The sequence below is a fragment of the Paenibacillus sp. RU5M genome (genome assembly GCF_900221055.1).
GTDB classification, from domain to species: domain Bacteria; phylum Bacillota; class Bacilli; order Paenibacillales; family Paenibacillaceae; genus Paenibacillus; species Paenibacillus marchantiae.
Genome location: NZ_OBQM01000009.1, coordinates 271,144 through 291,300, shown reverse-complemented (window position 1 = coordinate 291,300; position 20,157 = coordinate 271,144). Strand labels below are relative to the sequence as shown.

Sequence of the window (20,157 nt, the reverse complement as noted above, 5' to 3'; positions counted from 1 at the left end):
CTCAGAGCCATTAAAAAGCCTTCCGTCTTGCAGACAAAATCTGCTGGCGGAAGGCTTTTTTAGTTGTAAGTGATGATATCCCCGTACGAGCAGGTGCTGTCCTTCTTTTTCGGGACAACAATGCATAAGGATAGTATATAGCCTATAGCTCATCCCGCAGGGGAGGGACGCCCGATGATGAGAAGACGATGGCGAAGCCGAAGACGCCGCAAGCCGCCAAGTGGCAGGCGCAAAATGTGGTTGATTATTTTATTGGTAACAGCGTTTTGTTTGATGCAGGGTTTTGCCTATGTGGATAAGAAAATGAAACCACCCATTATGCATCTGGCCAAAATCAGAGTAAAGCAGATTGCAACGGAAGCGATCAACAAGGCGATTACAGCACAGGTTTCCGAAGGCAAATCCACCGAAGGATTGATTGACTGGAAAACTGATACGGCTGGGAAAGTGTCCGGATTCATGCTGAATTACGATGAGCATATGCGGATCACTGCGAGTACGATGAACATCGTGCAATCCACTTTGCAGAATGTGCATATGTTAAAAGAAAAAATTCCGCTGGGGCAGGCGTTGGGCAGCCCGGTACTGGCATCCTTTGGTCCAAGTATACCGGTTCGTATTGAGCCTCAGGGAGCCGTCAAGGTGGATCTGAACACCCGTCAGCAGAACGCCGGTATAAACATGATTCTGGTGGAAGTGTACATTCACATCATTGCCGAAGTCGCGGTAGTGGTGCCCTTTGACATGGAACCTGAGACCGTTGATACGGAAATTCCGATATCTTACCTGTTGGTGGTCGGGGATGTGCCGATGTACTACTACGATAATCAGGGCAAACCGGTAGGCAGCAACGGCAGCAATGCACCCGCGATTGCACTGCCATCGGGTCAGACGGGTGTTTCAAGTGGTCATGGAGGAACGCCTAATTCACCCTCTCCCAATCAGCAGCAGGCTCCAGCAAACGGTCTGAACGGAAATGGACTGGAGGTTGAGCCGGATTTGTCTGATCCCAATGAGGGATTGCAGCTTGACGTGGATGTAAACCACTAATGAGTCAAAGGTAAATATCGAATACAAAACGGGGCCCCTAAGATAGAGGTCCCGCTTTGTATTAAAATTCATCTGAATACTAAGTAGATACTTTTTATCCTTTATTCCAACCTCATTTTGCCTCATTTGCTTTTGGCTTTCTTCTGTTTGCGTTCTTCCTGCTCCCAATGCTTCAGATTCGGGTAAGGGTCGAACGACCATTCATTCAACCCGCTATCACGATAGATGCCATAGTGCAGATGAGGAGGAAACTTGCCTTGTGTACCCGGTTTTCCATAGCCTGAACTGCCTACCCAGCCCAAAACCTGACCAGGGGTAACCACTTCGCCGATATGGGCGTTTTTGTCGAAGCCGGATAGATGAGCGTAGTAGTGGTAATGGTTGTTCAAATCACGAATACCGATACGCCAGCCGCCAAACGGATTCCAGCCTTTGATTTCCACGACACCGTAACAGGTACTGCGCACAGGCAGGCCATGCGGTGCAAAAATATCTGTGCCCTCATGAATACGGTACCCGCCCCAACTGCGTTTGGTTCCCCAGGTGCTGCGATATGAATAGTTGGTTCCGAGAGGGACGGGAAAGGCGTGACCAAAGAGATCGAGGCTGTCAAAATGCTCATATAATTTCGCGAATTGCTGAATGCGCTGCACAGCCCGGGAGTTATGATAATATTCCCACAGAGCGATGTTGAAGTCCTCCGGCTTGTTCCCATAATTCTGAACAATGGAAGCCATGCTGTAAAGTACGTCCAGGTCATTATTGGCATCTGCTACGCCATCACCAGAACCGTCACGACCATATCCATTGAAAAAAACAATGGAACCCGGTTGTTGATCCGTTTCATTCGGATTTAGCCAGCCTCTCCAGGCTGGGGAGGTCATGAATATGCCGGTCAGCCGTTCCGGATGTTTACGATCTTTCGGATGAGCACGCGAGATGGTTCGTTCATATTGATCAATCGCTGCGAGCCTGTACCAGGGAATTTGGGTCATCTGACCAATGCTTTCATATAGATGTCGGCGCGAGGCGAAAATGTCCGCTGGTTTTTGCTCTACAGCCTGAGGTTTGGGATCAGCGGCGGTGGGTTCACCGTAAACATCAACAGGCAAGAATGGGAGAAGCAGTGTGCCTGCAAGCAATGTTTTGATCCAAAAGGAATAAGTTAACCGCGATGTAAAGCGATCTTGCACAGGGAAGCAGCCCCCTTTCCAATGAGATGATGCACATGGTGCCCGGTGAACCAAGCTATAACCTAGCGTTCTTCAAAAGTCTTCATTTTATCCATGTAAGACATGAATGCACAAGATGTGACAAATGGGGGTTTTTCCAGCGCTTTCATGGTATAATATGTTCCGAGCAACAGCCTAACTTCAGTAGAAAGAAGGTTTATGCATTGGCTAAACGTGTTAAAGAACCGAAACCGGACTGGATTCGGATCAAATTGACAACCGGCGATAACTATCAAGAAATGAAAACGATGATGCGTTCCAAAACGCTGCATACAGTATGTGAGGAAGCACGGTGCCCGAATATTTACGAATGTTGGGCTAATCGGACGGCTACTTTTATGATTTTGGGCGACATTTGCACACGGGCATGCCGTTTTTGCGCGGTAAATACCGGCTTGCCAACGGAACTTGATTTGCAGGAACCAGAACGCGTGGCAGAAGCGGCAGAACAGATGAATCTGCAGCACTGCGTAATTACGAGCGTGGCGCGTGACGACCTGAAGGATGGAGGAGCGACGATCTTTGCGGAGACGGTGAAGGCCGTTCGTCGTCGTTTGCCTTTATGTAGCGTAGAAGTGCTGATTCCGGACTTTTTGGGTGACCGGGATTCCTTGCAGATTGTGATGGATGTCAAACCGGACATCTTGAATCATAACATTGAGACAGTAGAGCGGCTATCGGACAGAGTCCGTGCCAAGGCGAAATACAAGCGTTCACTCGAACTGCTTGCTCGTGCCAAGGAAATGCAGCCAAATATCCCGACGAAATCGAGCATCATGCTTGGTGTAGGGGAAGAATATCATGAAATTCTGCAAACGATGGATGATTTGCGAGCTGTGGATTGTGATATTATGACGATTGGTCAATACCTGCAGCCATCAGAGAAACATCTGTTTGTGGAGAAGTACTATCCGCCAGAAGAGTTCGCAGCATTGAAGCAGGAAGGACTAAAGCGTGGATTCAGCCACGTTGAATCTGCACCGATGGTACGTAGTTCCTACCGTGCGCACGAACAGGTAAAATCTGCTACAAAACATGCTGAACAGGCGGCAACACACGCATGATGGAGGATACCGGATTGGAAGAAGATAATAGCACAGAACAGGTTCAGGAATTAGCCCAAGAATCGGCTCAGGACAAACCCCAAGAACCGGTTATTGTTCAAATCGGCGGAAAGAATTATGAAATCGTACAAAACCACAAAGAAGGCTGGAATCCTGAAGTCTTCCGTGACCGTTACAGCGAAGTGCTGGAGCGGTACGATTACATTATTGGGGACTGGGGTTACAGCCAGCTGCGGTTGAAAGGTTTTTACCGGGACAACCATCCCAAAGCAACGAAGGATTCCACGATCTCCAGCATGGTGGACTATATCAATGAATATTGCAACTTTGGATGTGCGTACTTTGTGCTTCAGAAGAGCAAAGATCAGCCTCAAGCCAAAGCAAAAAGCGGTTCCTGAGAAGGACCGCTTTTTTTGTTGCGTATATTTTAGTCCAAAAAAGCTGTGCGAACCCTGTTCCAAAACGGATAGGGCCGGAAACGGGCAAAACTGACCTTGTGACGGGCCACCTGGCAGCGTACGGATATGAGATCTTCCACCATAACGTTTACGTGGTCAATGGTAAGCAGCAACCGCTGATCCTTGCGTGAGAAGATATCACAGTGATGATGCTTGGGCAAAATAACCGGTGAACCCAGCGTCCGATAGACGCGGTTATTAATCGAAGCAATCTCGGCGATCTGAATAGCCTCGATTGTGGGATGCACCATAGCGCCGCCAAGCGCCTTGTTGTATGCCGTACTGCCTGAAGGTGTTGATACACAGATACCGTCTCCCCGGAACATCTCAAACGTCACGTCATTAATGTCGACCTGAGCAACGACCGTACCGTCTACACCTTTTAACGTAAATTCGTTCAGTGCGATATAAGAGGCATTACCCGACTTTTTACGAATCTCAAGCTCCAGCAGTGGATACTCCACAATTCGTGGTTTGAGTCGTTCCGGGTCGCCTTTGCCGCTCATCAATCGAACCAATTCACGTAATTCTTCCTTCTTCCAATCGGCATAAAAGCCGAGATGGCCTGTATGAACCCCAACAAAAGCAATGTCCGGGATGCGGTCGATGAAATTGTGAAATGCTTGCAGCATCGTACCATCGCCTCCGATGGAGATGACAATCTCCGGCGATTCTGCATCCAGCTTAAACCCTTCCTCTTTTGCCAGTGCATGAAACTGCTGACTGAGATCAATCGATAACTGGTCTCCGCGGTCTTGAACATAGTATCTCAAGATGAAAGCTCCTTTGTGGTCATTATACTACCGATGATAATCAATTCCAGGGAAGAACACAACGTTGGATTGATATTCAGTTGTATATAAACGCACAGGAGGGCTTACTTTTTTATACGTCGAGGTAAGAAAAAGGGACTTAGTAGAGAAAGTATCAGCAGGAAAAGTAATACGCCTCCAAGTACACCTACTCCCGAAAAAAAGATCTGTCCCCAGTCTGGTGTATACGAAAATAATTCTGATTTGGCACCGGTTTGGAACAAAACAGGCCATTCTGAATCACCCATCATCGGCATCCATAACAAAAGTAAAAGTATGGGTGCAATGAGAGCATGAATTGCTCTGGCAAACAGAAAGGGGCCATATCTCATCGGTGTGCTGCTCAAGACACTCATAATCTGGGCATGAACAGATAATCCTCCCCAGGAGAGGACAAATGCAACAGCAGCAGCTTTGTACACGAGCGGAATGGAAATGCCCGCCCCTCCTGCTTCTTTAGCTCCCAAAGTGACTTCAAATAATCCGCCTACGAGGCTGTGGGATAAGGCAGGGGGGAATCCTGTATATAAAAGCAGTTGTTCCGTAATGGCGTATAACCCGCCTAGCCATCCAGTTTGAACGAGTAATTCCATCATAACGGAGAAGAATACAACTAACCCTCCTACGATAATAATAAGGCGAAGGGATGAGGAGACTGCCTGGCGCAGCAATTCACCAAATGCCCGTCCATCAGCCTTTCTTGCCTCGTGCATGGCATAAATGGCTCGGAGCAGTCTGTTTTTGTGTACCTCCTCAGAGTCGGAGGGAGAGTTGTTGTTCGGCTGTTTATCCTTTGCGGAGATGCCGCCATGGAACCGCATGAGCAGGCCCACAAGAAATGCAGCACCATAATGTGATGTGACCAGTATGGGAGCAATAGCTACATTATGAAAAAAACCGACCGATACGGCTCCAATCATGAAGATGGGATCGGATGATGTGGTGAAAGCAACGAGGCGTTCACCTTCTTCCCGAGTAAGCAATTTTTGTTCCCACAATTGTGCAGTCAATTTGGCTCCAGTGGGATAACCGGAGGCGCAACTGACGGCAAACACAAAGCCGCCGCTTCCGGGAACGCGAAATAGCGGACGCATCAATGGATTTAAGAGTGTACCCAAAAAATGAACAATGCCGAAGCCAAGAAGCAGCTCGGAGAGCACCAGAAAGGGAAAAAGGGAGGGAAACAGCACGTCCCACCAAATGGATAGTCCACGTACACCTGCATGCCAGGTTTCCGCAGGAAACAGCACCATCAACACACACAGGATCAGGAGAGCTAGTGGGATCAGGACATGGGTGATTCGTTGTGAAGCGGCCATGAATTCTTCTCCTTTATTTTTGGAATGGTCAGTGTGCAGCAGAACGCAGGTGCTTTTGCCATCAATATATGAGACAAAGCGGACAAACAGTACAAATTAATGTTTAGAAAGCGCTTGCAAAAGTGGCTGTGTTTTTAGGAGATGTATGCTAAAATGATAAAAACGCCTGAACGTCACCTAATTACCTTGAAGGTGGAATTAAATCGGATGGAGTGATGATTATGAGTCTTGTCACCGGAATCCTGGTTTGTGCTTTTGTTTATGTTATACGTGCCTCGCTTGTGCGCTCTGAAGAAGAGGACTGGCGAAGTTATTAATGAAATATCTGGTGCGCCAAACCTCTTGTTTGGCGCTTTTTTTGTGCCTTCAGCACGAGATAGACCTGTATGAGTCATAGCTATGTGGGACCATAATCCTTTCATGTTATATAGGACTTTTGGGATTTTTTTGATAGAATGAAGATAAAGGCGTTCGTGGCCTTGTTCTTCAATCTCCTTTCATAATTAAGCATGGGAGTGTAATATATGTCAAAATTCGACACCTGAAAGGAGGGAAAAGCGGAATGAATCCTAGTTTGAGCATCTACGACAATCTTGGTGGAGAGGCAGGCGTTCGTGCACTGGTCGAAGCTTTTTATCCGATTGTTCAGCAGAATGAGAAGCTGGCACCTCTTTTTCCGGAGAATATTCAGCCGGTAATCGACAAGCAATACATGTTTTTGTCTCAGTTCTTCGGTGGTCCTGCATTGTTTTCCGAAGCTTTTGGTCATCCGATGATGCGTGCCCGCCATATGCACTTTGAAGTGACAGTTGAACGGGCAGAAGCTTGGCTTGCATGTATGGATCAGGCGTTGACACAAGTTGGTGTGGAAGAGCCGTTACATTCTTTCGTCCTGCAGCGATTGTCGGGGCCAGCACATCATTTTGTGAATACACCTTAGTTCCGATTACAAGCTTATGGGAGAGGGATGGAATGAGTGGAATTAGAGCCTCTGTATAAGGTAAAGGTGAAGTGTCATTATTGCGAGACTGAGTATGATACCTCACGCGTAAGACCAAGCTTAAAACGGCCATATCGGACGGATTCCGATTTTTGTGCGTACTACAAGCGGGAAAATCCGGATTTCTATGTTGTTCGAATTTGTCCTGAGTGTGGATTTGCTTCGACAGAGAATTCGACAGAACAATTAAACGATAAACAGCGCAAGGCTTTTAAGGAGCAGATCGGCAATCGTTGGGTGAAACGAGACTATAGCGGAGCACGGACACTGGAACAGGCGATGGATTCGTACAAGCTTGGACTGTTGGTTGCGCAGGTTATTCAGGAGAAAGATCGTGTCGTTGCAGGCCTGCTGCATCATATTGCCTGGCTGTATCGGTACATGGAGGATCATACCCAGGAAAACCGTTTTCTTGAATTTAGCCTTGAGGCTTATGTAAAGGTTTATGAACGGGAAGGTACTGGCGGGAATGAAGCCAAGCTTCTTTATCTATTGGGAGAGTTGAACCGCAGAGTAGGTCGATTCCATGAGGCTGTAAAATGGTTCGGCAGGGTTATTCATGACAAGCGCATTACCGATGCTGCCATGATTCGAGCTTCGCGAGAGCAGTGGGCATTACTGCGGGAACAGATGATTTCGAGCAAGCTGGAATTGCCAGATGAAATGATTGAAGCAGACAAAGAGGCTGCGAAACGCAGCCCCATTTGATAAGTGACAGTTGTTCTCTAATTGCGGACAGGACGACTGGAAAGCAGGTAATCACTATCGTTGTCGATCACGGTCATGCTGGCATTACAACAAGGAAAGACCAGCAATTTCTTTTTGCCTTCGCGAATGCGTACAAGCTCCTTCGGTTTGAGCGGCAGCAGTACATTGTTTGCATGGCAGTACGGACATTGCTGTACATAAATGTCCCCCATTACAATATCGTAAGGCCAGCTGTTCTCAAAGGGGATCATTCTTGCTCGCCTTCCGTAGAGGCAGGTTTAGCCGCTTCTTCTTTGGCCAACTCGGCGATTTTCTGCATCAGAATATGCTGCGGCATATGCATCAGATGTTCGAGGGGAACACCCAGAGATTCTGCTAATTTGACGGCTGTGTCAGCCGAGACTTGTAAAGGTTTCATACGATTACCTCCTGAAAATAGCTTAAACTATTTCTCTAGTATAGAGATATAGCGCTTATAAAACCAGTTCTAATTCAAGGTTAATTATCCATTCTACTGAGAGAGGTGCCTTATTTAAATGAAAACACCATTACAACCCGTCTGGGATCTGGAGTCCATTTTTAGTGGAGGTTCTGCCTCCGAGTCGTTCGCTGCGTATTTGATTGAGCTGGAGCAGGATGTACGCAAGCTGCAAGCTCTTTTGAAAGAAACACCTGCACCCAAGTCGCTGGAAGAAACGAATGCATTTGATCCGATCCTTGAACTGCTTCAGAGCTGTTATATCCGAATTTCGGAAGGGTCGGCATTTGTGTCCTGTCTTTCTTCACAAAACCAAAATGATAAAAAAGCAGTTCAGCTTCAGGGAACCATGAGTTCTCTTGGCGCGATGTTGAACAGTACCAAGTCCCAATTCGACAATACGCTTAGCCAGACGACAGACTCTGTATGGGAAGCATGGATTGCTCGGGAAGATATTCAGCCGCTGGCCTTTGCACTGAACGAGAGCCGCACGCTAGCTCGTGAGAAGCTGTCACCTGAACTTGAAGGTCTTGCGCTGGATCTCGGCGTAGATGGTTACCATGGGTGGGGCAAATTCTATAACACCATTGTAAGCAAGGTTAACATCCCATTTGAACAAAATGGTGAAACGGTGATGTTATCCGCAGGTCAGGCTGCGAATAAGCTGAGCGACAGTGACCGAAATGTGCGCGAGACTGTATTCGCTAACTGGGAACAGGCTTGGACGGATGTCGAAGACTTCTGCGCAGATACATTAAACCATCTCGCCGGTTTCCGTCTCAAATTGTATGAGAAGCGCGGCTGGGATGACATTCTCAAGGAACCTTTAGCGATCAACCGGATGTCGCGCCAGACGCTTGATACGATGTGGGACGTAATTAACGGTGCCAAACCTGCATTGGTTCGATATTTGGAGCGCAAGGCAAAACTGCTAGGTGTAGAGAAACTCAGCTGGAGTGACGTAGATGCACCCGTAGGCAAGTCGGGTGGAAAAGTCACATATGACGAGGCAGCTATCAATATTGTTCATCAATTCGCCAAGTTCAGTCCCAAACTTTCCAAATTTGCAGAGATGGCGTTTGAGAAACGTTGGATCGAAGCAGAGGACCGTGCTGGCAAGCGTCCAGGGGGATTCTGTACGTCCTTGCCACTCAGCAAAGCAACACGTATTTTCATGACCTTCTCTGGGACGCCGTCGAATGTGTCGACACTTGCTCATGAACTTGGTCACGGATATCATCAGCACATCATGGAAGAACTGCCAGCCTTGAATCAACGCTACGCCATGAATGTGGCGGAAACGGCATCTACCTTTGCTGAGCTGATTGTAGCCGATGCTCTGGTTCAGGCAGCAACGGATGAGCAAGAGAAGCTAGCTCTGCTTGAAGACAAGATTCAACGAAGCGTTGCGTTCTTCATGAATATTCACGCTCGTTTCCTGTTCGAAAATCGGTTCTATGAGCAACGCAAACAAGGTTTGGTGAATGCAGATGAGTTGTCCAAACTGATGGTGGAAGCACAGCAAGAAGCGTTCTGTGGTGCACTTGCATCCGATCATCCGCATTTCTGGGCATCCAAGCTACATTTCTATCTGACAGGTGTACCATTCTACAATTTCCCGTATACGTTCGGGTATATGTTCAGTGCAGGCATATACGCCAGAGCGCAGGAGGAAGGTACGGCATTTGCCGATAAATACGATGATTTGCTGCGAGATACGGGCCGAATGACGGTAGAAGAACTGGCTCAGAAACATCTGGGTACAGATCTCACACAACCTGGTTTCTGGCAAAATGCAGCGAACCTGGTCATTGCCGATATTGATCAATTTCTTGAGATGACAGAATCCGCAAAATAGTATTCCTATATATGAAATGAGGCTGCAATCCTGTGTAAATGCATACGGGGTTGCGGCCCTTTTTGTGTTTTTTAAAGTTAAGGTCCCACTAAATATTTTGTCGCAATTGAGAGAAATAACTCGCTAAAAGGACGCAAAATGGCAATTAATTGTGCAAATTATAGTTATAATTACCCAAGTTTGTTTGACTTTGTTGAATGACCACATTTGTTGTCATATAATGAGTCGTAAGTCCTTGTTTTGTAGGATGAAGTGCATAAAGGAGGAGCGTTATGGTAAAAATTGACCAGCTTTCATTAGCACGACAGTTGGATTTGGTGTTCAAAGAGCTTGATCATGAATTATCAGGGTTAGATTCAGGTGTGGTTTTTGTGCAAATACGAAATAATGTAATTGGGAAGTTTGGGATTCGACATAATCCGATAACCGGACGAGACGGTCAAATGGAAGTGGAGGACGGTGGATTAAACGAAACCCAGCGCTCTTCTTTCCGCGCAATGGCACTGGAGACTTTGAAATTCAAGCGAAATTGGACTCATGGAGAAATTGCATATGATTTTACAGTAAGACAAGGCATGATTCTGGTTGATGCCACGATGGAGTCCAACTATAATATGGCGAACCTGATGATTCGTTATCCAAGAACCAATACATACATTGATTCAGGCATGGAGTCGTCTTCATAATTGTGATGAGCACAGGAAAGCGGCACTTCCGAGGAAGGCCGCTTTTTGTTGTTGCATATACGAGCACAAATTACGAGCTTACGAACGACCCGATAATTGCTGCTCAGCGATTTGGACCAGACGTTTAGTGATGTAACCACCCAGAGAACCTGTCTCACGGGAAGTGTAGTTACCGTAGTAACCGTCTTGGGGAATAGTTACACCCAGCTCTTGTGCAGCTTCAATTTTCAATTGTTGCAATGCTGCGTTTGCTTGGGGAACAACCAGATTGTTGGAGCGGCTTCCGCTACCTTGGTTTTGACCTCCGTACATGTGTGTCACCTCCTTATGGCTTGGTGATGTTAGTATGGTTAGAGAATGAGGAAATATGCATGATATGGCGTAAGGTAAAATTTGGATAATAGAAATGAGATATAACATGAAAAAAGCCGACCCAGTATGGATCGGCTATGTAGAATAAAAGGAAAAAATAGGGGTTATGTTCCTAGAAGATCCCTGAGAGTACAAGATTACTACTCGGTTGGCGGAACAATCTCAATACGTGTAAATAGCTCAACGGGCTGTTCAGGTTCTAGACGAATCAGTCCCGTTTGCTCGTCTGTTAAATTCAAATTGGGTGCATCAGGAAGCCAGGTATAAGGTTCAATGCATAGAAATTGATCGGATTCGCCCTTTGTAAAGAGGACCCAATGTTTGAAATATGCTTCATCCGCTGAATATTTCAGCGTATATCCATCCTGTCTGCGCAAGTGAGCTACTGCTGGTTGCCCTTCGGCAGCTTTCAAAATGGTATCCCAGTTTCGTCCTTGCATGTTCATGCCTTCGTTCAAAGAAGACCATTCTCCGAGAGATTCAATCTCACCAGTAGGCAGTTGTTCTTCATTCTGAGCGTAAATTCCGGACACAGGAAGTTGAAGTGACCATTCGGCAGGTTTGCCGTCAAGCAGAAACCATGTATGATATCCCATTCCAAAAGGAGCAGGAGTAGAGCTCAGATTGGTCACACGCAGACGCTGGCTTAACACCGCGTTTTGTAGTCTGAACGTCATCTCAAGCTTCAAAGGAATTGGAAATTGAGCCATCCAATGCTTTTCATTTTCAGTTAATAATTCCGTTGTAATTGCACAGCCATCTTCATCTTCTTCGATGTCGCTGACACACCAGGACTGGCTGCGGTGGAGGCCGTGAATATGGTTGTCATTGGCCGTATTCTGATCGAATTGGTAATGAACTCCCTCATATTCGAATTGTCCTCGATGAATGCGGCCTGGCGGAACAAGAAGCGGAACGCCGAAGTGATACGGCTTCTGCAAATAAAAGGCAAGTTCGTCTTCTTCCGGACTGCGAACGACATCGCGGCCCTGCACCAGATCGCGAATCGAAATAATATTATTTCCAAGACGTGGCAGCAGGGTAATCTCCAATTCACGGCTATGTAGGATATACGTGTCGTAACCATTCCATTGGCCTTTGGTCACTTTTTTCATATCGATGCTCCTTTTCCCACTTGAAATCTGTCTGCAAACGACCATTCCTATCTGCCGTTGCAGGCGTGTCATTGTGTACATGCCACTTATCCCATTAGCATACCGAATGAATGCTGGTGATTAGGATAAGCAATTCCATCATAACAGATTTCTGTGAAGTGGGTAAAAAAAGCTATTCCCATTTTGACATTCTGCTTCGTGCGGATTAAGATGGTATTCTGAACGATGCGTTTTATCCAATGAATGATAAGCAAAGCGATGACAGGGACAAGTAAGCCAAGAGAACTCTCTTCAGAAAGCCGGTGGATGATGTGAACCGGTGTGAACTCTTTACCGAATGGACCCTTGAGTGCTGGTTTGAACAGGCGAAGTCTGATCCAGGGCTATCCTTAGTAGAATCGGACGTATACTCCACGTTACGGAGAAATGAAGGCATTTCTTCTACATGATTTAATCAGGTCTAGAGGAATGGAGAAATGCGAATAAGGGTGGCACCACGGTCTCACGTCCCTTGCGGATGTGGGGCCTTTTTGCGTTCGCGGAGAATAGGAACAAAACAAATAGGAGGCGTTATGTGAAATGAAAACAGTACTTTCGGGAATTCAGCCGAGTGGCAAGCTCACATTGGGCAACTACATCGGAGCAATTAAGAACTTTGTGAAATTGCAGCATGACTACCAATGTCACTTCATGGTGGTTGATCTTCACGCTGTAACGGTAGCTCAAGAGCCAGCAGCGCTGCGTGAGCAATCTGAGGCGGTAGCTGCCTTATTCATCGCAGCAGGAATCGATCCTACGAAATCCAATGTGTTTCTGCAATCCCATGTACCGCAGCACGCGGAATTGGGCTGGTTGATGACTACACTGACATCGATGGGCGAGCTCGAACGCATGACTCAGTTCAAGGACAAATCATCCGGTAAAGATTCCGTTGGCGCCGGGCTGTTTGTCTATCCTTCATTAATGGCTGCTGATATTTTGCTGTATAATGCTGATCTTGTGCCTGTAGGAGAGGATCAGAAGCAGCATCTGGAACTGACACGCGATCTGGCGGGACGCTTTAACCACCGTTATGGTGAGTATTTCACGATTCCAGACCCTTATATTCCACAGGTGGGTGCTCGTGTAATGTCACTGGATGATGCATCTTCCAAAATGAGCAAAAGTAATCCCAATGCAGGCAGCTACATTGCCTTGCTTGATCCGCCAGATGTCATCCGCAAAAAAATCAGTCGTGCCACAACCGATTCCGGTCGTGAAGTTGTATATGATCCGGCAAACAAACCTGAGGTCAGCAACCTGATGAGTATCTACGCTGAATGCGCAGGTCTGTCATTGAAAGAAGTAGCGGAGCGTTATGAAGGCAAAATGTATGGTCCGTTCAAAAAAGAACTGGCTGAAGTGGTCGTATCCGTTATTGAACCTTTACAGGAACGGTATCGTGAGATTCGTGAGTCTGGCGAATTAGCAGACATCCTGGAAACTTCAGCTCGTCGGGCAGAAGCGGTGGCTTCTCAGACACTTAATGCGGTTAAAGAACGTATGGGGTTTGTTCCTAGACGTACGTTGTAGTTGGACGAGGCAAGTAACTTAAAGTAGATGAATTGTTCATGTAATAAAGAGGAGCCCTGATGGGGCTCCTCTTTATTATCGTTTCGTACTATACCTATGAAGTTTACCGGTCAAGAGGCGGTTTCCGAGGTGGTACGTGCTTCACGACGCTCTTTCTTTGCGCGAATAACGAATCCCCAGCCGATGTTGGCAACGGATACGACAAACAGCAGCGTAGCCAACCAGCCGGAGTAAGAGATCATAATCGCCGTAACCGCTAACAACATAATCGAAGAGAATGCAAACCATAGCGATAAACCTTTGCTCATTGGGAAAAACCTCCATATAGAAATTTGATGAAATTCCGTATAACCTGAAGCACACGAGCCATAATAATCTTGCAAGCTTGCAATTACATTACAGACACAGATTGAAGGGAGATTTTAAATATGGCTCAAGGATCTCGTTCTAACAACTTGGTGGTACCTCAAGCAAACTCAGCACTGCAACAATTGAAAATCGAAGCTGCACAAGAACTGGGTGTAACTATCCCACAAGACGGTTACTACGGTAACTACACTTCCCGTGAGACAGGATCTCTGGGCGGGTATATCACCAAACGTCTGGTACAAATCGCTGAGCAGTCTCTGGCTGGGTCTGGCAAATAATTATTATAACCAAAAAGCAACAAGCAGAAGCCCGGAGCGGAAACGCTCCGGGCTTTCTCGCGCGCATTCGTTCCTATGTCTGATTGTGCCCTTCCGTGCACCTTTCGTCAAGAGCGTGCGGATAAAAGTTTTTTATCCATTTTCTCGTCACTTAACCAGCCGACATACGTATCAATCGTTTCGAAATTTCGATCCATAACGACTACAGCGACAAATGGATATTGTTTGCGGTGTCGATAACGCACATCTGCCCAGCGAACCTTGTATCCTGCTGGTAATTCTTCCACCTCTGCAACAGCATAGGAGGTGAAGTACAGAAACGCAGTGACTTCAGGAGATTTGCGTGAGGCGGCGACAGCCGCGTGAGTGGACGATGAAGCATGGAGATTCCAGGTTAGGACGGAATGATCCATTTTGCCAATCTCATAACTGCCGTCTACATATCTCTTCACCACATGCCAGCGGTTCCAGGATATCGTTGGGATGACCATATAATGAGCCTCAGAATTATTTTTATCGAGTCGCTTCACCTGTCTAACAGCCATAGCACGTGCTATTGTCCGCCATACATAATACAAGCCAATCAAAATATACAGTGAAACAAAGAGTGGAGCAGGGGCGATCAGATCGAAAGCCCATAACAAAATGGCCAGCACATGTGTGGTAAACAGAAACGGATCAAAAATATGAATGATGTTCCAGGCAATCCAGCGTTCTGTAAAAGGTCGTGCTGCCTGGGTTCCATAGGTATTGAATAAATCGGTAAAAACGTGCACGCCTACGGCGACAGCAGTCCAGGCCGCGACGTGTCCAACAGCGACACCCGGGAAGATCAGTGCAATGACACCGGTGATGAGCAGAACCCATAACAGGAGAAATGGCAATGAATGAGACATACCCCGGTGATTCCGAATGTAGAGCGAGTTACTTTTGAGACGTAACGCAGTGTCGATGTCAGGAGCCTGCGAGCCTGCAATGGTACCAACCATGACCGCAGCTGCGAGCATGGGACTCGTCGCGACAACAGGATCGACATAAGCCAGACCGGCCAAACCAATCCCCATGACAAAATGTGTAGAAGTATCCATAAACGTCTCCTTTGTGTGGTGTATCGTTAATGCGAGTTGCTTCTCTATCTAGGTGATACCCATATATAGTGTATATTATCCGCCTACCGGGAAGCAAAACACCCTAATTTCCAAAGATATGACAAGAACCTGCTCAATTGACAGCAATTGTACGAGCATTGTCAAACTCTTTTTCCTTTTCCTGTGATAAACTTTATATCGGAGGCAGAGAGAGAAACCTCCATGAGATCAAGAAGAAGGGGGATTCACAAGCATGGACAATCCATTGAGATACCAGGCTTCTTCCGATTCAGCAACACGATCTGCACCTCCGATGAAGTCAGGGACGTGGAAAGATTTTATCCATATTACGAAACCGGGCATTCTTCGAACCAACCTTATTGCGGTTTTTGGTGGCTTTTGGCTTGCATCCCAGTGGGACGTTAACTACGGCAAGATGCTGCTGACCCTGCTTGGAACGGTACTGATTATGGCTTCTTCTTGTGTATTTAACAATTACTTTGACCGTGAACTTGATCTCAAAATGGAACGTACCCGCAACAGGTCCTTGCCAACAGGACGTTTAACACCCAAAGTCGTTCTATCCTATGCCATTATTTTGGGTGTGATTGGATTATCCGTACTCTTTTCCTTCTCCGGGGTACTTGCCGGATTATGCGGCATTTTTGGCATGTTTGTCTATGTGATTATGTACACCCTTTGGTTAAAACGTTCGTCGACATGGAGCACCTCCATTGGCGGTCTGTCTGGTGCAATGCCGCCAGTCATCGGTTATGTCGCAGTAACTGGACGGATGGATCTTGGCGCATGGCTGCTTCTGGCCATGTTGTTTTTATGGCAGCCTCCACACTTCTGGGCGCTCGCGATCCGCAGGGTGGAAGATTATCGGGCTGGTGGATTTCCACTACTACCGGTTGTAAAGGGTATTGAACGGACCAAGATTCAGATGATTCCTTATCTGGTTTTGCAAATCTTTGTCCCGGTCCTCATGTATGCTTACGGGTATGCAGGAATCTTCTATCTTACCGTCTCACTGATACTTTCCGTACTGTGGCTGTACTACGCACTTAAAGGTTTTCGTGCACAAAATACAGATGCCTGGGCCAAAAAGGTATTCCTTTACTCCATTAACTATCTTTCTTTGAGTTTTATATTGATGATTCTGGATACAGCGCACAAATGAGCAGCATGAAATGCTTTAATAAACATTAGATGGGCACGGGTCCGTGGAACAGTTACAATAACAAGGGGCCCATTGTCGGTTGGGTTCTTGGTATACATATGCATCAAAGTGGTATGGGAATGAGGAAAAGTCATTAAAAACACGATCCAAGTCCATGAATTTTATAGATAACCGTTAAAACTTTATGTATGCGTATTCATATGATCTGATAGTCGGAAGGGACGATAATGATGCTAAAAAAGTATAAATGGACATGGATGCTGTTAGGGCTTGCACTAATTATGGCGGTGTATTTAATGTGGGGCACCGTATTTGCCAGCAAGGAAAAGTTACCCGAAATTCGGGAGATTCAATCCTTTTCGATGGAAAATGTGGATGGAAGCACAGTATCTCTGGATGATACCAAAGGCAAGGTGCGTTTGTTCTACTTTTATTTCACCAGTTGTCCGGATGTGTGCCCAATTACGACGTTTACGTTATCCCAGGTGCAGGATCTGTTAAAAGAGGACGATACCTTTGGTAAGGATGTCTCCTTTGTATCCATCTCGTTTGATCCGAAAGTGGATACTAAGGAGAAGATTAAGGAATTTGCAGATCGATTCCATGCGGATTATAATGGCTGGTACTTCCTGCGGGGGGATATGGATCAAACGAAGCAGCTCGCCAAGGATTCATTCCAGATCCTCATTCAGGGTGAGAACAAGGACGATTTTGCCCATATGAACATGATTGGATTAGTGGATCGGAATAACCAGTTGCGCAAGGTATACAATGCGTTTAATACAGAGGATGTTGAACCAGCAGTCATTGCGGAAGACATTCGCAATCTGATCAAGGAATAAAAATGCGTTCATAATAACAAGCCAATAAAGAGGCTGCTTCCTAGGATGAATGAATATCCCGGCGAGCAGCCTCTTACGGTTTAAAACGATGGGAATTCAGGATATTGGATATACGATTCCAATCCGGCTTTCTCCAGCTGGGCGATGATATATTCATCGGGAGTTCCCTCCACACCAGCGTAACCGCGTCGTGTATACATCTGTACTGCATCTGGGAAGGCATCTCGCAGCACACCCCTGATTTTTTTGCCCGAACTGTCATTATCCATAAATAAGTAGACCTCGTCGTAACCAACCTGTTTGCGCAGCGACTCAAGCTTGAGGGAATTCAGTGTTCCAAACGTGCACAAAATGTTGATTTCGGGTCCTACAAGTCGTTTGAGTTTGCTGCGGTCGTTTTTACCTTCCACAATGACATGAATAGGCATCATATTCACCTCTTGATCGAGAGCTTATGTCGACATTCCCCGGGAAATGTTGCAGCGAAAATCGACTGGATTATATAAAATGGACCTTCTAATTTTTACACGTGCGACTACGCTGACAGAAACATCTTTGATTTCTAACTTCTTTTCCACCACACTCTGAAACTGAATGTCTCAGCAACAGTGGTCGTTCCGTTTACGGATCGTCCATTCCTAATGAGGATATTTAAGAAGAAATCTTGAAGATGAAGAAGTCACCTCGTTTGTGTGTAAATATCAGTCCATTTTATATAGTTTAGCTGTAAATGGGGGAATGATGCAAAGCCAAGAAAAATACAAGCCTTTTGGTTGTCAAAGGGGTTGGATATAGACCATCTAGATAAGGTCAACCCAGTATGCTTTTGGGATCAGATAGGGAAGCTTCCCGTCTGGCTGTGAAGTAAGGGAGCAGCATAATGCCGATCATCAATAATACAAAGGCAATGAAATACGGCGATAAACCCACACGAAGCTGTCCTGCTGTGATTGGGCCGATGAAAGAACCGATGGAGGTAGCAATGGATTGTAAAGAGAAGATACGACCCAGCTTGTTTCCGCCGCTTAAATGAATAAAGAGTGTTGCCATGGCTGGGAAAATAATGCCTTTGGACATCCCCAGAACGAAAAGCACGGAAGACAACGGAATTTGTGGTATCGCCGCCATAACAAAGAAACATAAAGACATCAGCAGCACGCCTGCAATCAACCGCAGTTTGGGGGAGTAACGGTTGAGAAATAGCATGCTCAGGGTAAATAAAGCTCCAACACTGATAATGGAAAACAAAAGTCCGGTAGACATCATGGATGAATGTCCGCCTCCACGCAGAGGCAGTTCAAAAAAAAGAATTCCTTGAGCACAAGCAATGACAAGGGGCAGAGCAAAATATCGCCAGGATACGGGCAGGAATTTTCTTTTTTCTCCAGCCAGGTTGCTAGGCATGGCGGGCTCGGTCACTTTTTCGTGCTGAACCTCAGCGAGGCCTTTGGGCATGGATAACCATGCGATAACGCCGGACAGAATGAGCAGATAACCGAGACTCGCAAAGGTGGCGGAAAATCCTAAAGCTCCGACGATCAATGCGCCTGCGGCGGGGGACACCACGGATGCCAGCGTATGTACGACGCCATGACCTGACATATACTTGCCTTGCTTGATCGGATCATTTGATAATTGCGCAAGCAGTGCGAGACAGGCCGGAGACAGAAAAGCAAGTACAAACCCGCTGACGGAGCGCAGGGCGAGCAGCTGCCATGGCGTATGGATTTGAGCCTGGATTAGCAAAATGATGCCTGCACCCAGCAAACTGAATACAATGTAACGACGGCTGCCATGTTTGTCGATTTGGGTTCCGGCAATCAGATTGCCTGGGAGATGAGTCAAGGAATAGATGCCCATCATCCAGCCGATGAAGGTCGGGGCCGCCCCGAGCGAGATAGCGAAAGGGGTCAAGATTGGATACTGCGCGTGCAGATCAAAAATAGCAAGGAACAAAAATAGATATAGCCAGATGGCCGTTTTCACATAAGCCCCTCCTTGTTAAGCGATGCATGTTCGATTACTGGTCATGATGTGTTCCCCGTTCCTTGGACAGAACCTCATGGTACTACTTGTACGCCCGGCGGGACGAACTTAGACCGTTTATTTTTACATAGGAGGGCTTAGCTGACAGCAGCTTCGGAAATCATGTATAATATTCGAGAAGTGTTAATAATCAACTCTAATACGGAAGGTGTAGTCATGAACATAGAAGTAATCAAAGAGTTTGTGATGCAGAACTGGCTGGTGATTGTGGTTGCGTTGATCGTTTTGTTCTTTGTTCTAAACGTGGTCAAAACCGTATTGAAATGGGCGATTGCCATCATCATTATTGCGGCTCTACTGATATACAGCGGCATCTCCATTGATCAGATCAAACAGACAGTTACTGACGTTCAATCGAGTACGATGGACACATTGAAGAAGGAAGCGACCAGCATGATGCTCAAAGAAGCTTCCAAAGCAACATACACCAAGGGACAGGATGGAGCATTTACCATCACAAGCCCCAATGTGGAGATTAAGGGTAGAACGAATTCGGATAAAGTCGATGTTACATTCCGGGGGATCTCAGTGGGTGAATGGAAGGTCGACAATGAAACGATACGAACTTTTGTCAAACAGGCACAGGAGAACGGAACAGCACCGTCTTCGTAGTAAAGGAGGAATGGA

Annotated in this window: 23 protein-coding genes and 1 other annotated feature; of the genes, 12 read left to right on the top strand and 11 right to left on the bottom strand. The window is 46.5% G+C overall.

What is annotated here, in order from left to right:
* Positions 1-174: 174 nt before the first annotated feature.
* Complete coding sequence (yunB, locus tag CRO25_RS24325; RefSeq protein ID WP_079696688.1) at positions 175-1,050, top strand: sporulation protein YunB; 876 nt, start codon at positions 175-177, stop codon at positions 1,048-1,050.
* Positions 1,051-1,172: 122 nt separating this feature from the next.
* On the opposite strand, the gene CRO25_RS24320 is transcribed toward yunB, so the two are convergent.
* A complete protein-coding gene (locus CRO25_RS24320; protein WP_079696687.1) occupies positions 1,173-2,243 on the bottom strand; it encodes a M23 family metallopeptidase in 1,071 nt (356 codons plus the stop codon).
* 203 nt (positions 2,244-2,446) lie between these two features.
* Between CRO25_RS24320 and lipA the strand changes: the two genes are divergently transcribed.
* Both lipA and CRO25_RS24310 read left to right on the top strand, forming a co-directional pair.
* Positions 2,447-3,346 carry a lipoyl synthase gene (gene lipA / locus CRO25_RS24315; protein WP_063566146.1) on the top strand — a complete coding sequence of 300 codons (900 nt, stop codon included), beginning with the start codon at positions 2,447-2,449 and terminating at the stop codon, positions 3,344-3,346.
* A complete protein-coding gene (locus CRO25_RS24310) occupies positions 3,343-3,744 on the top strand; it encodes a YutD family protein (RefSeq protein WP_240321485.1) in 402 nt (133 codons plus the stop codon). Before lipA ends, CRO25_RS24310 begins: the two co-directional genes overlap by 4 nt.
* Positions 3,745-3,773: 29 nt before the next feature.
* Here CRO25_RS24310 and CRO25_RS24305 read toward each other — a convergent pair whose 3' ends face one another.
* Both CRO25_RS24305 and ylbJ read right to left on the bottom strand, forming a co-directional pair.
* The gene (locus CRO25_RS24305; RefSeq protein ID WP_079696686.1) at positions 3,774-4,577 is read right to left on the bottom strand and encodes an NAD kinase; all 804 of its coding nucleotides are present in this window, start codon (positions 4,575-4,577) and stop codon (positions 3,774-3,776) included.
* A gap of 104 nt (positions 4,578-4,681) precedes the next feature.
* Positions 4,682-5,935: a sporulation integral membrane protein YlbJ gene (gene ylbJ / locus CRO25_RS24300; protein ID WP_079696685.1), complete on the bottom strand. Its 1,254-nt coding sequence runs from the start codon at positions 5,933-5,935 to the stop codon at positions 4,682-4,684.
* A gap of 562 nt (positions 5,936-6,497) precedes the next feature.
* Here ylbJ and CRO25_RS24295 point away from each other — a divergent pair.
* Positions 6,498-6,875 (top strand): globin, encoded by a 378-nt coding sequence (locus tag CRO25_RS24295; RefSeq protein ID WP_024634405.1) that lies wholly within the window; start codon positions 6,498-6,500, stop codon positions 6,873-6,875.
* Positions 6,876-6,911: 36 nt separating this feature from the next.
* Positions 6,912-7,643, top strand: coding sequence for a DUF2225 domain-containing protein (locus tag CRO25_RS24290; protein WP_063566144.1), 732 nt, complete (start codon positions 6,912-6,914; stop codon positions 7,641-7,643).
* A 17-nt stretch (positions 7,644-7,660) separates the two neighbouring features.
* On the opposite strand, the gene CRO25_RS24285 is transcribed toward CRO25_RS24290, so the two are convergent.
* Together CRO25_RS24285 and CRO25_RS24280 are read right to left on the bottom strand one after the other, a co-directional pair.
* Complete coding sequence (locus tag CRO25_RS24285) at positions 7,661-7,894, bottom strand: hypothetical protein (RefSeq protein WP_063566143.1); 234 nt, start codon at positions 7,892-7,894, stop codon at positions 7,661-7,663.
* Complete coding sequence (locus tag CRO25_RS24280; RefSeq protein ID WP_064506463.1) at positions 7,891-8,061, bottom strand: YycC family protein; 171 nt, start codon at positions 8,059-8,061, stop codon at positions 7,891-7,893. The genes CRO25_RS24285 and CRO25_RS24280 overlap by 4 nt, the downstream gene beginning before the upstream one ends.
* A 118-nt stretch (positions 8,062-8,179) precedes the next feature.
* Between CRO25_RS24280 and CRO25_RS24275 the strand changes: the two genes are divergently transcribed.
* Both CRO25_RS24275 and CRO25_RS24270 read left to right on the top strand, forming a co-directional pair.
* The gene (locus CRO25_RS24275) at positions 8,180-9,979 is read left to right on the top strand and encodes a M3 family oligoendopeptidase (RefSeq protein WP_079696684.1); all 1,800 of its coding nucleotides are present in this window, start codon (positions 8,180-8,182) and stop codon (positions 9,977-9,979) included.
* A 272-nt stretch (positions 9,980-10,251) separates the two neighbouring features.
* Positions 10,252-10,665, top strand: a complete 414-nt coding sequence (locus CRO25_RS24270; protein WP_079696683.1) for an O-methyltransferase — start codon at positions 10,252-10,254, stop codon at positions 10,663-10,665.
* A gap of 78 nt (positions 10,666-10,743) precedes the next feature.
* Here CRO25_RS24270 and CRO25_RS24265 read toward each other — a convergent pair whose 3' ends face one another.
* On the bottom strand, positions 10,744-10,977 hold the full coding sequence (locus tag CRO25_RS24265) for an alpha/beta-type small acid-soluble spore protein (RefSeq protein ID WP_063566140.1): 234 nt from the start codon (positions 10,975-10,977) through the stop codon (positions 10,744-10,746).
* 200 nt (positions 10,978-11,177) lie between these two features.
* On the bottom strand, positions 11,178-12,152 hold the full coding sequence (locus CRO25_RS24260; RefSeq protein ID WP_079696682.1) for an aldose 1-epimerase: 975 nt from the start codon (positions 12,150-12,152) through the stop codon (positions 11,178-11,180).
* Positions 12,153-12,401: 249 nt separating this feature from the next.
* Positions 12,402-12,667 (top strand) — a binding site (T-box leader).
* A 64-nt stretch (positions 12,668-12,731) separates the two neighbouring features.
* Between CRO25_RS24260 and trpS the strand changes: the two genes are divergently transcribed.
* Positions 12,732-13,724, top strand: coding sequence for a tryptophan--tRNA ligase (trpS, locus tag CRO25_RS24255; RefSeq protein ID WP_072735502.1), 993 nt, complete (start codon positions 12,732-12,734; stop codon positions 13,722-13,724).
* A gap of 110 nt (positions 13,725-13,834) precedes the next feature.
* On the opposite strand, the gene CRO25_RS24250 is transcribed toward trpS, so the two are convergent.
* Positions 13,835-14,032: a hypothetical protein gene (locus CRO25_RS24250; RefSeq protein WP_063566137.1), complete on the bottom strand. Its 198-nt coding sequence runs from the start codon at positions 14,030-14,032 to the stop codon at positions 13,835-13,837.
* 120 nt (positions 14,033-14,152) lie between these two features.
* Between CRO25_RS24250 and CRO25_RS24245 the strand changes: the two genes are divergently transcribed.
* On the top strand, positions 14,153-14,371 hold the full coding sequence (locus tag CRO25_RS24245) for an alpha/beta-type small acid-soluble spore protein (RefSeq protein WP_017692386.1): 219 nt from the start codon (positions 14,153-14,155) through the stop codon (positions 14,369-14,371).
* 107 nt (positions 14,372-14,478) lie between these two features.
* On the opposite strand, the gene CRO25_RS24240 is transcribed toward CRO25_RS24245, so the two are convergent.
* Complete coding sequence (locus CRO25_RS24240; protein WP_079696681.1) at positions 14,479-15,459, bottom strand: metal-dependent hydrolase; 981 nt, start codon at positions 15,457-15,459, stop codon at positions 14,479-14,481.
* Positions 15,460-15,712: 253 nt separating this feature from the next.
* Between CRO25_RS24240 and cyoE the strand changes: the two genes are divergently transcribed.
* Together cyoE and CRO25_RS24230 are read left to right on the top strand one after the other, a co-directional pair.
* Positions 15,713-16,642 carry a heme o synthase gene (gene cyoE / locus CRO25_RS24235; RefSeq protein ID WP_079696680.1) on the top strand — a complete coding sequence of 310 codons (930 nt, stop codon included), beginning with the start codon at positions 15,713-15,715 and terminating at the stop codon, positions 16,640-16,642.
* A gap of 230 nt (positions 16,643-16,872) precedes the next feature.
* Positions 16,873-17,484, top strand: a complete 612-nt coding sequence (locus CRO25_RS24230) for an SCO family protein (protein WP_079696718.1) — start codon at positions 16,873-16,875, stop codon at positions 17,482-17,484.
* An 80-nt stretch (positions 17,485-17,564) separates the two neighbouring features.
* Here the strand turns inward: CRO25_RS24230 and CRO25_RS24225 are convergent, their stop codons facing one another.
* Complete coding sequence (locus tag CRO25_RS24225) at positions 17,565-17,912, bottom strand: toprim domain-containing protein (protein ID WP_024631255.1); 348 nt, start codon at positions 17,910-17,912, stop codon at positions 17,565-17,567.
* A 382-nt stretch (positions 17,913-18,294) separates the two neighbouring features.
* Positions 18,295-19,470, bottom strand: a complete 1,176-nt coding sequence (locus CRO25_RS24220; RefSeq protein ID WP_079696679.1) for an MFS transporter — start codon at positions 19,468-19,470, stop codon at positions 18,295-18,297.
* 216 nt (positions 19,471-19,686) lie between these two features.
* Between CRO25_RS24220 and CRO25_RS24215 the strand changes: the two genes are divergently transcribed.
* Positions 19,687-20,142, top strand: a complete 456-nt coding sequence (locus CRO25_RS24215; protein WP_079696717.1) for an ATPase — start codon at positions 19,687-19,689, stop codon at positions 20,140-20,142.
* Positions 20,143-20,157 lie beyond the last annotated feature (15 nt).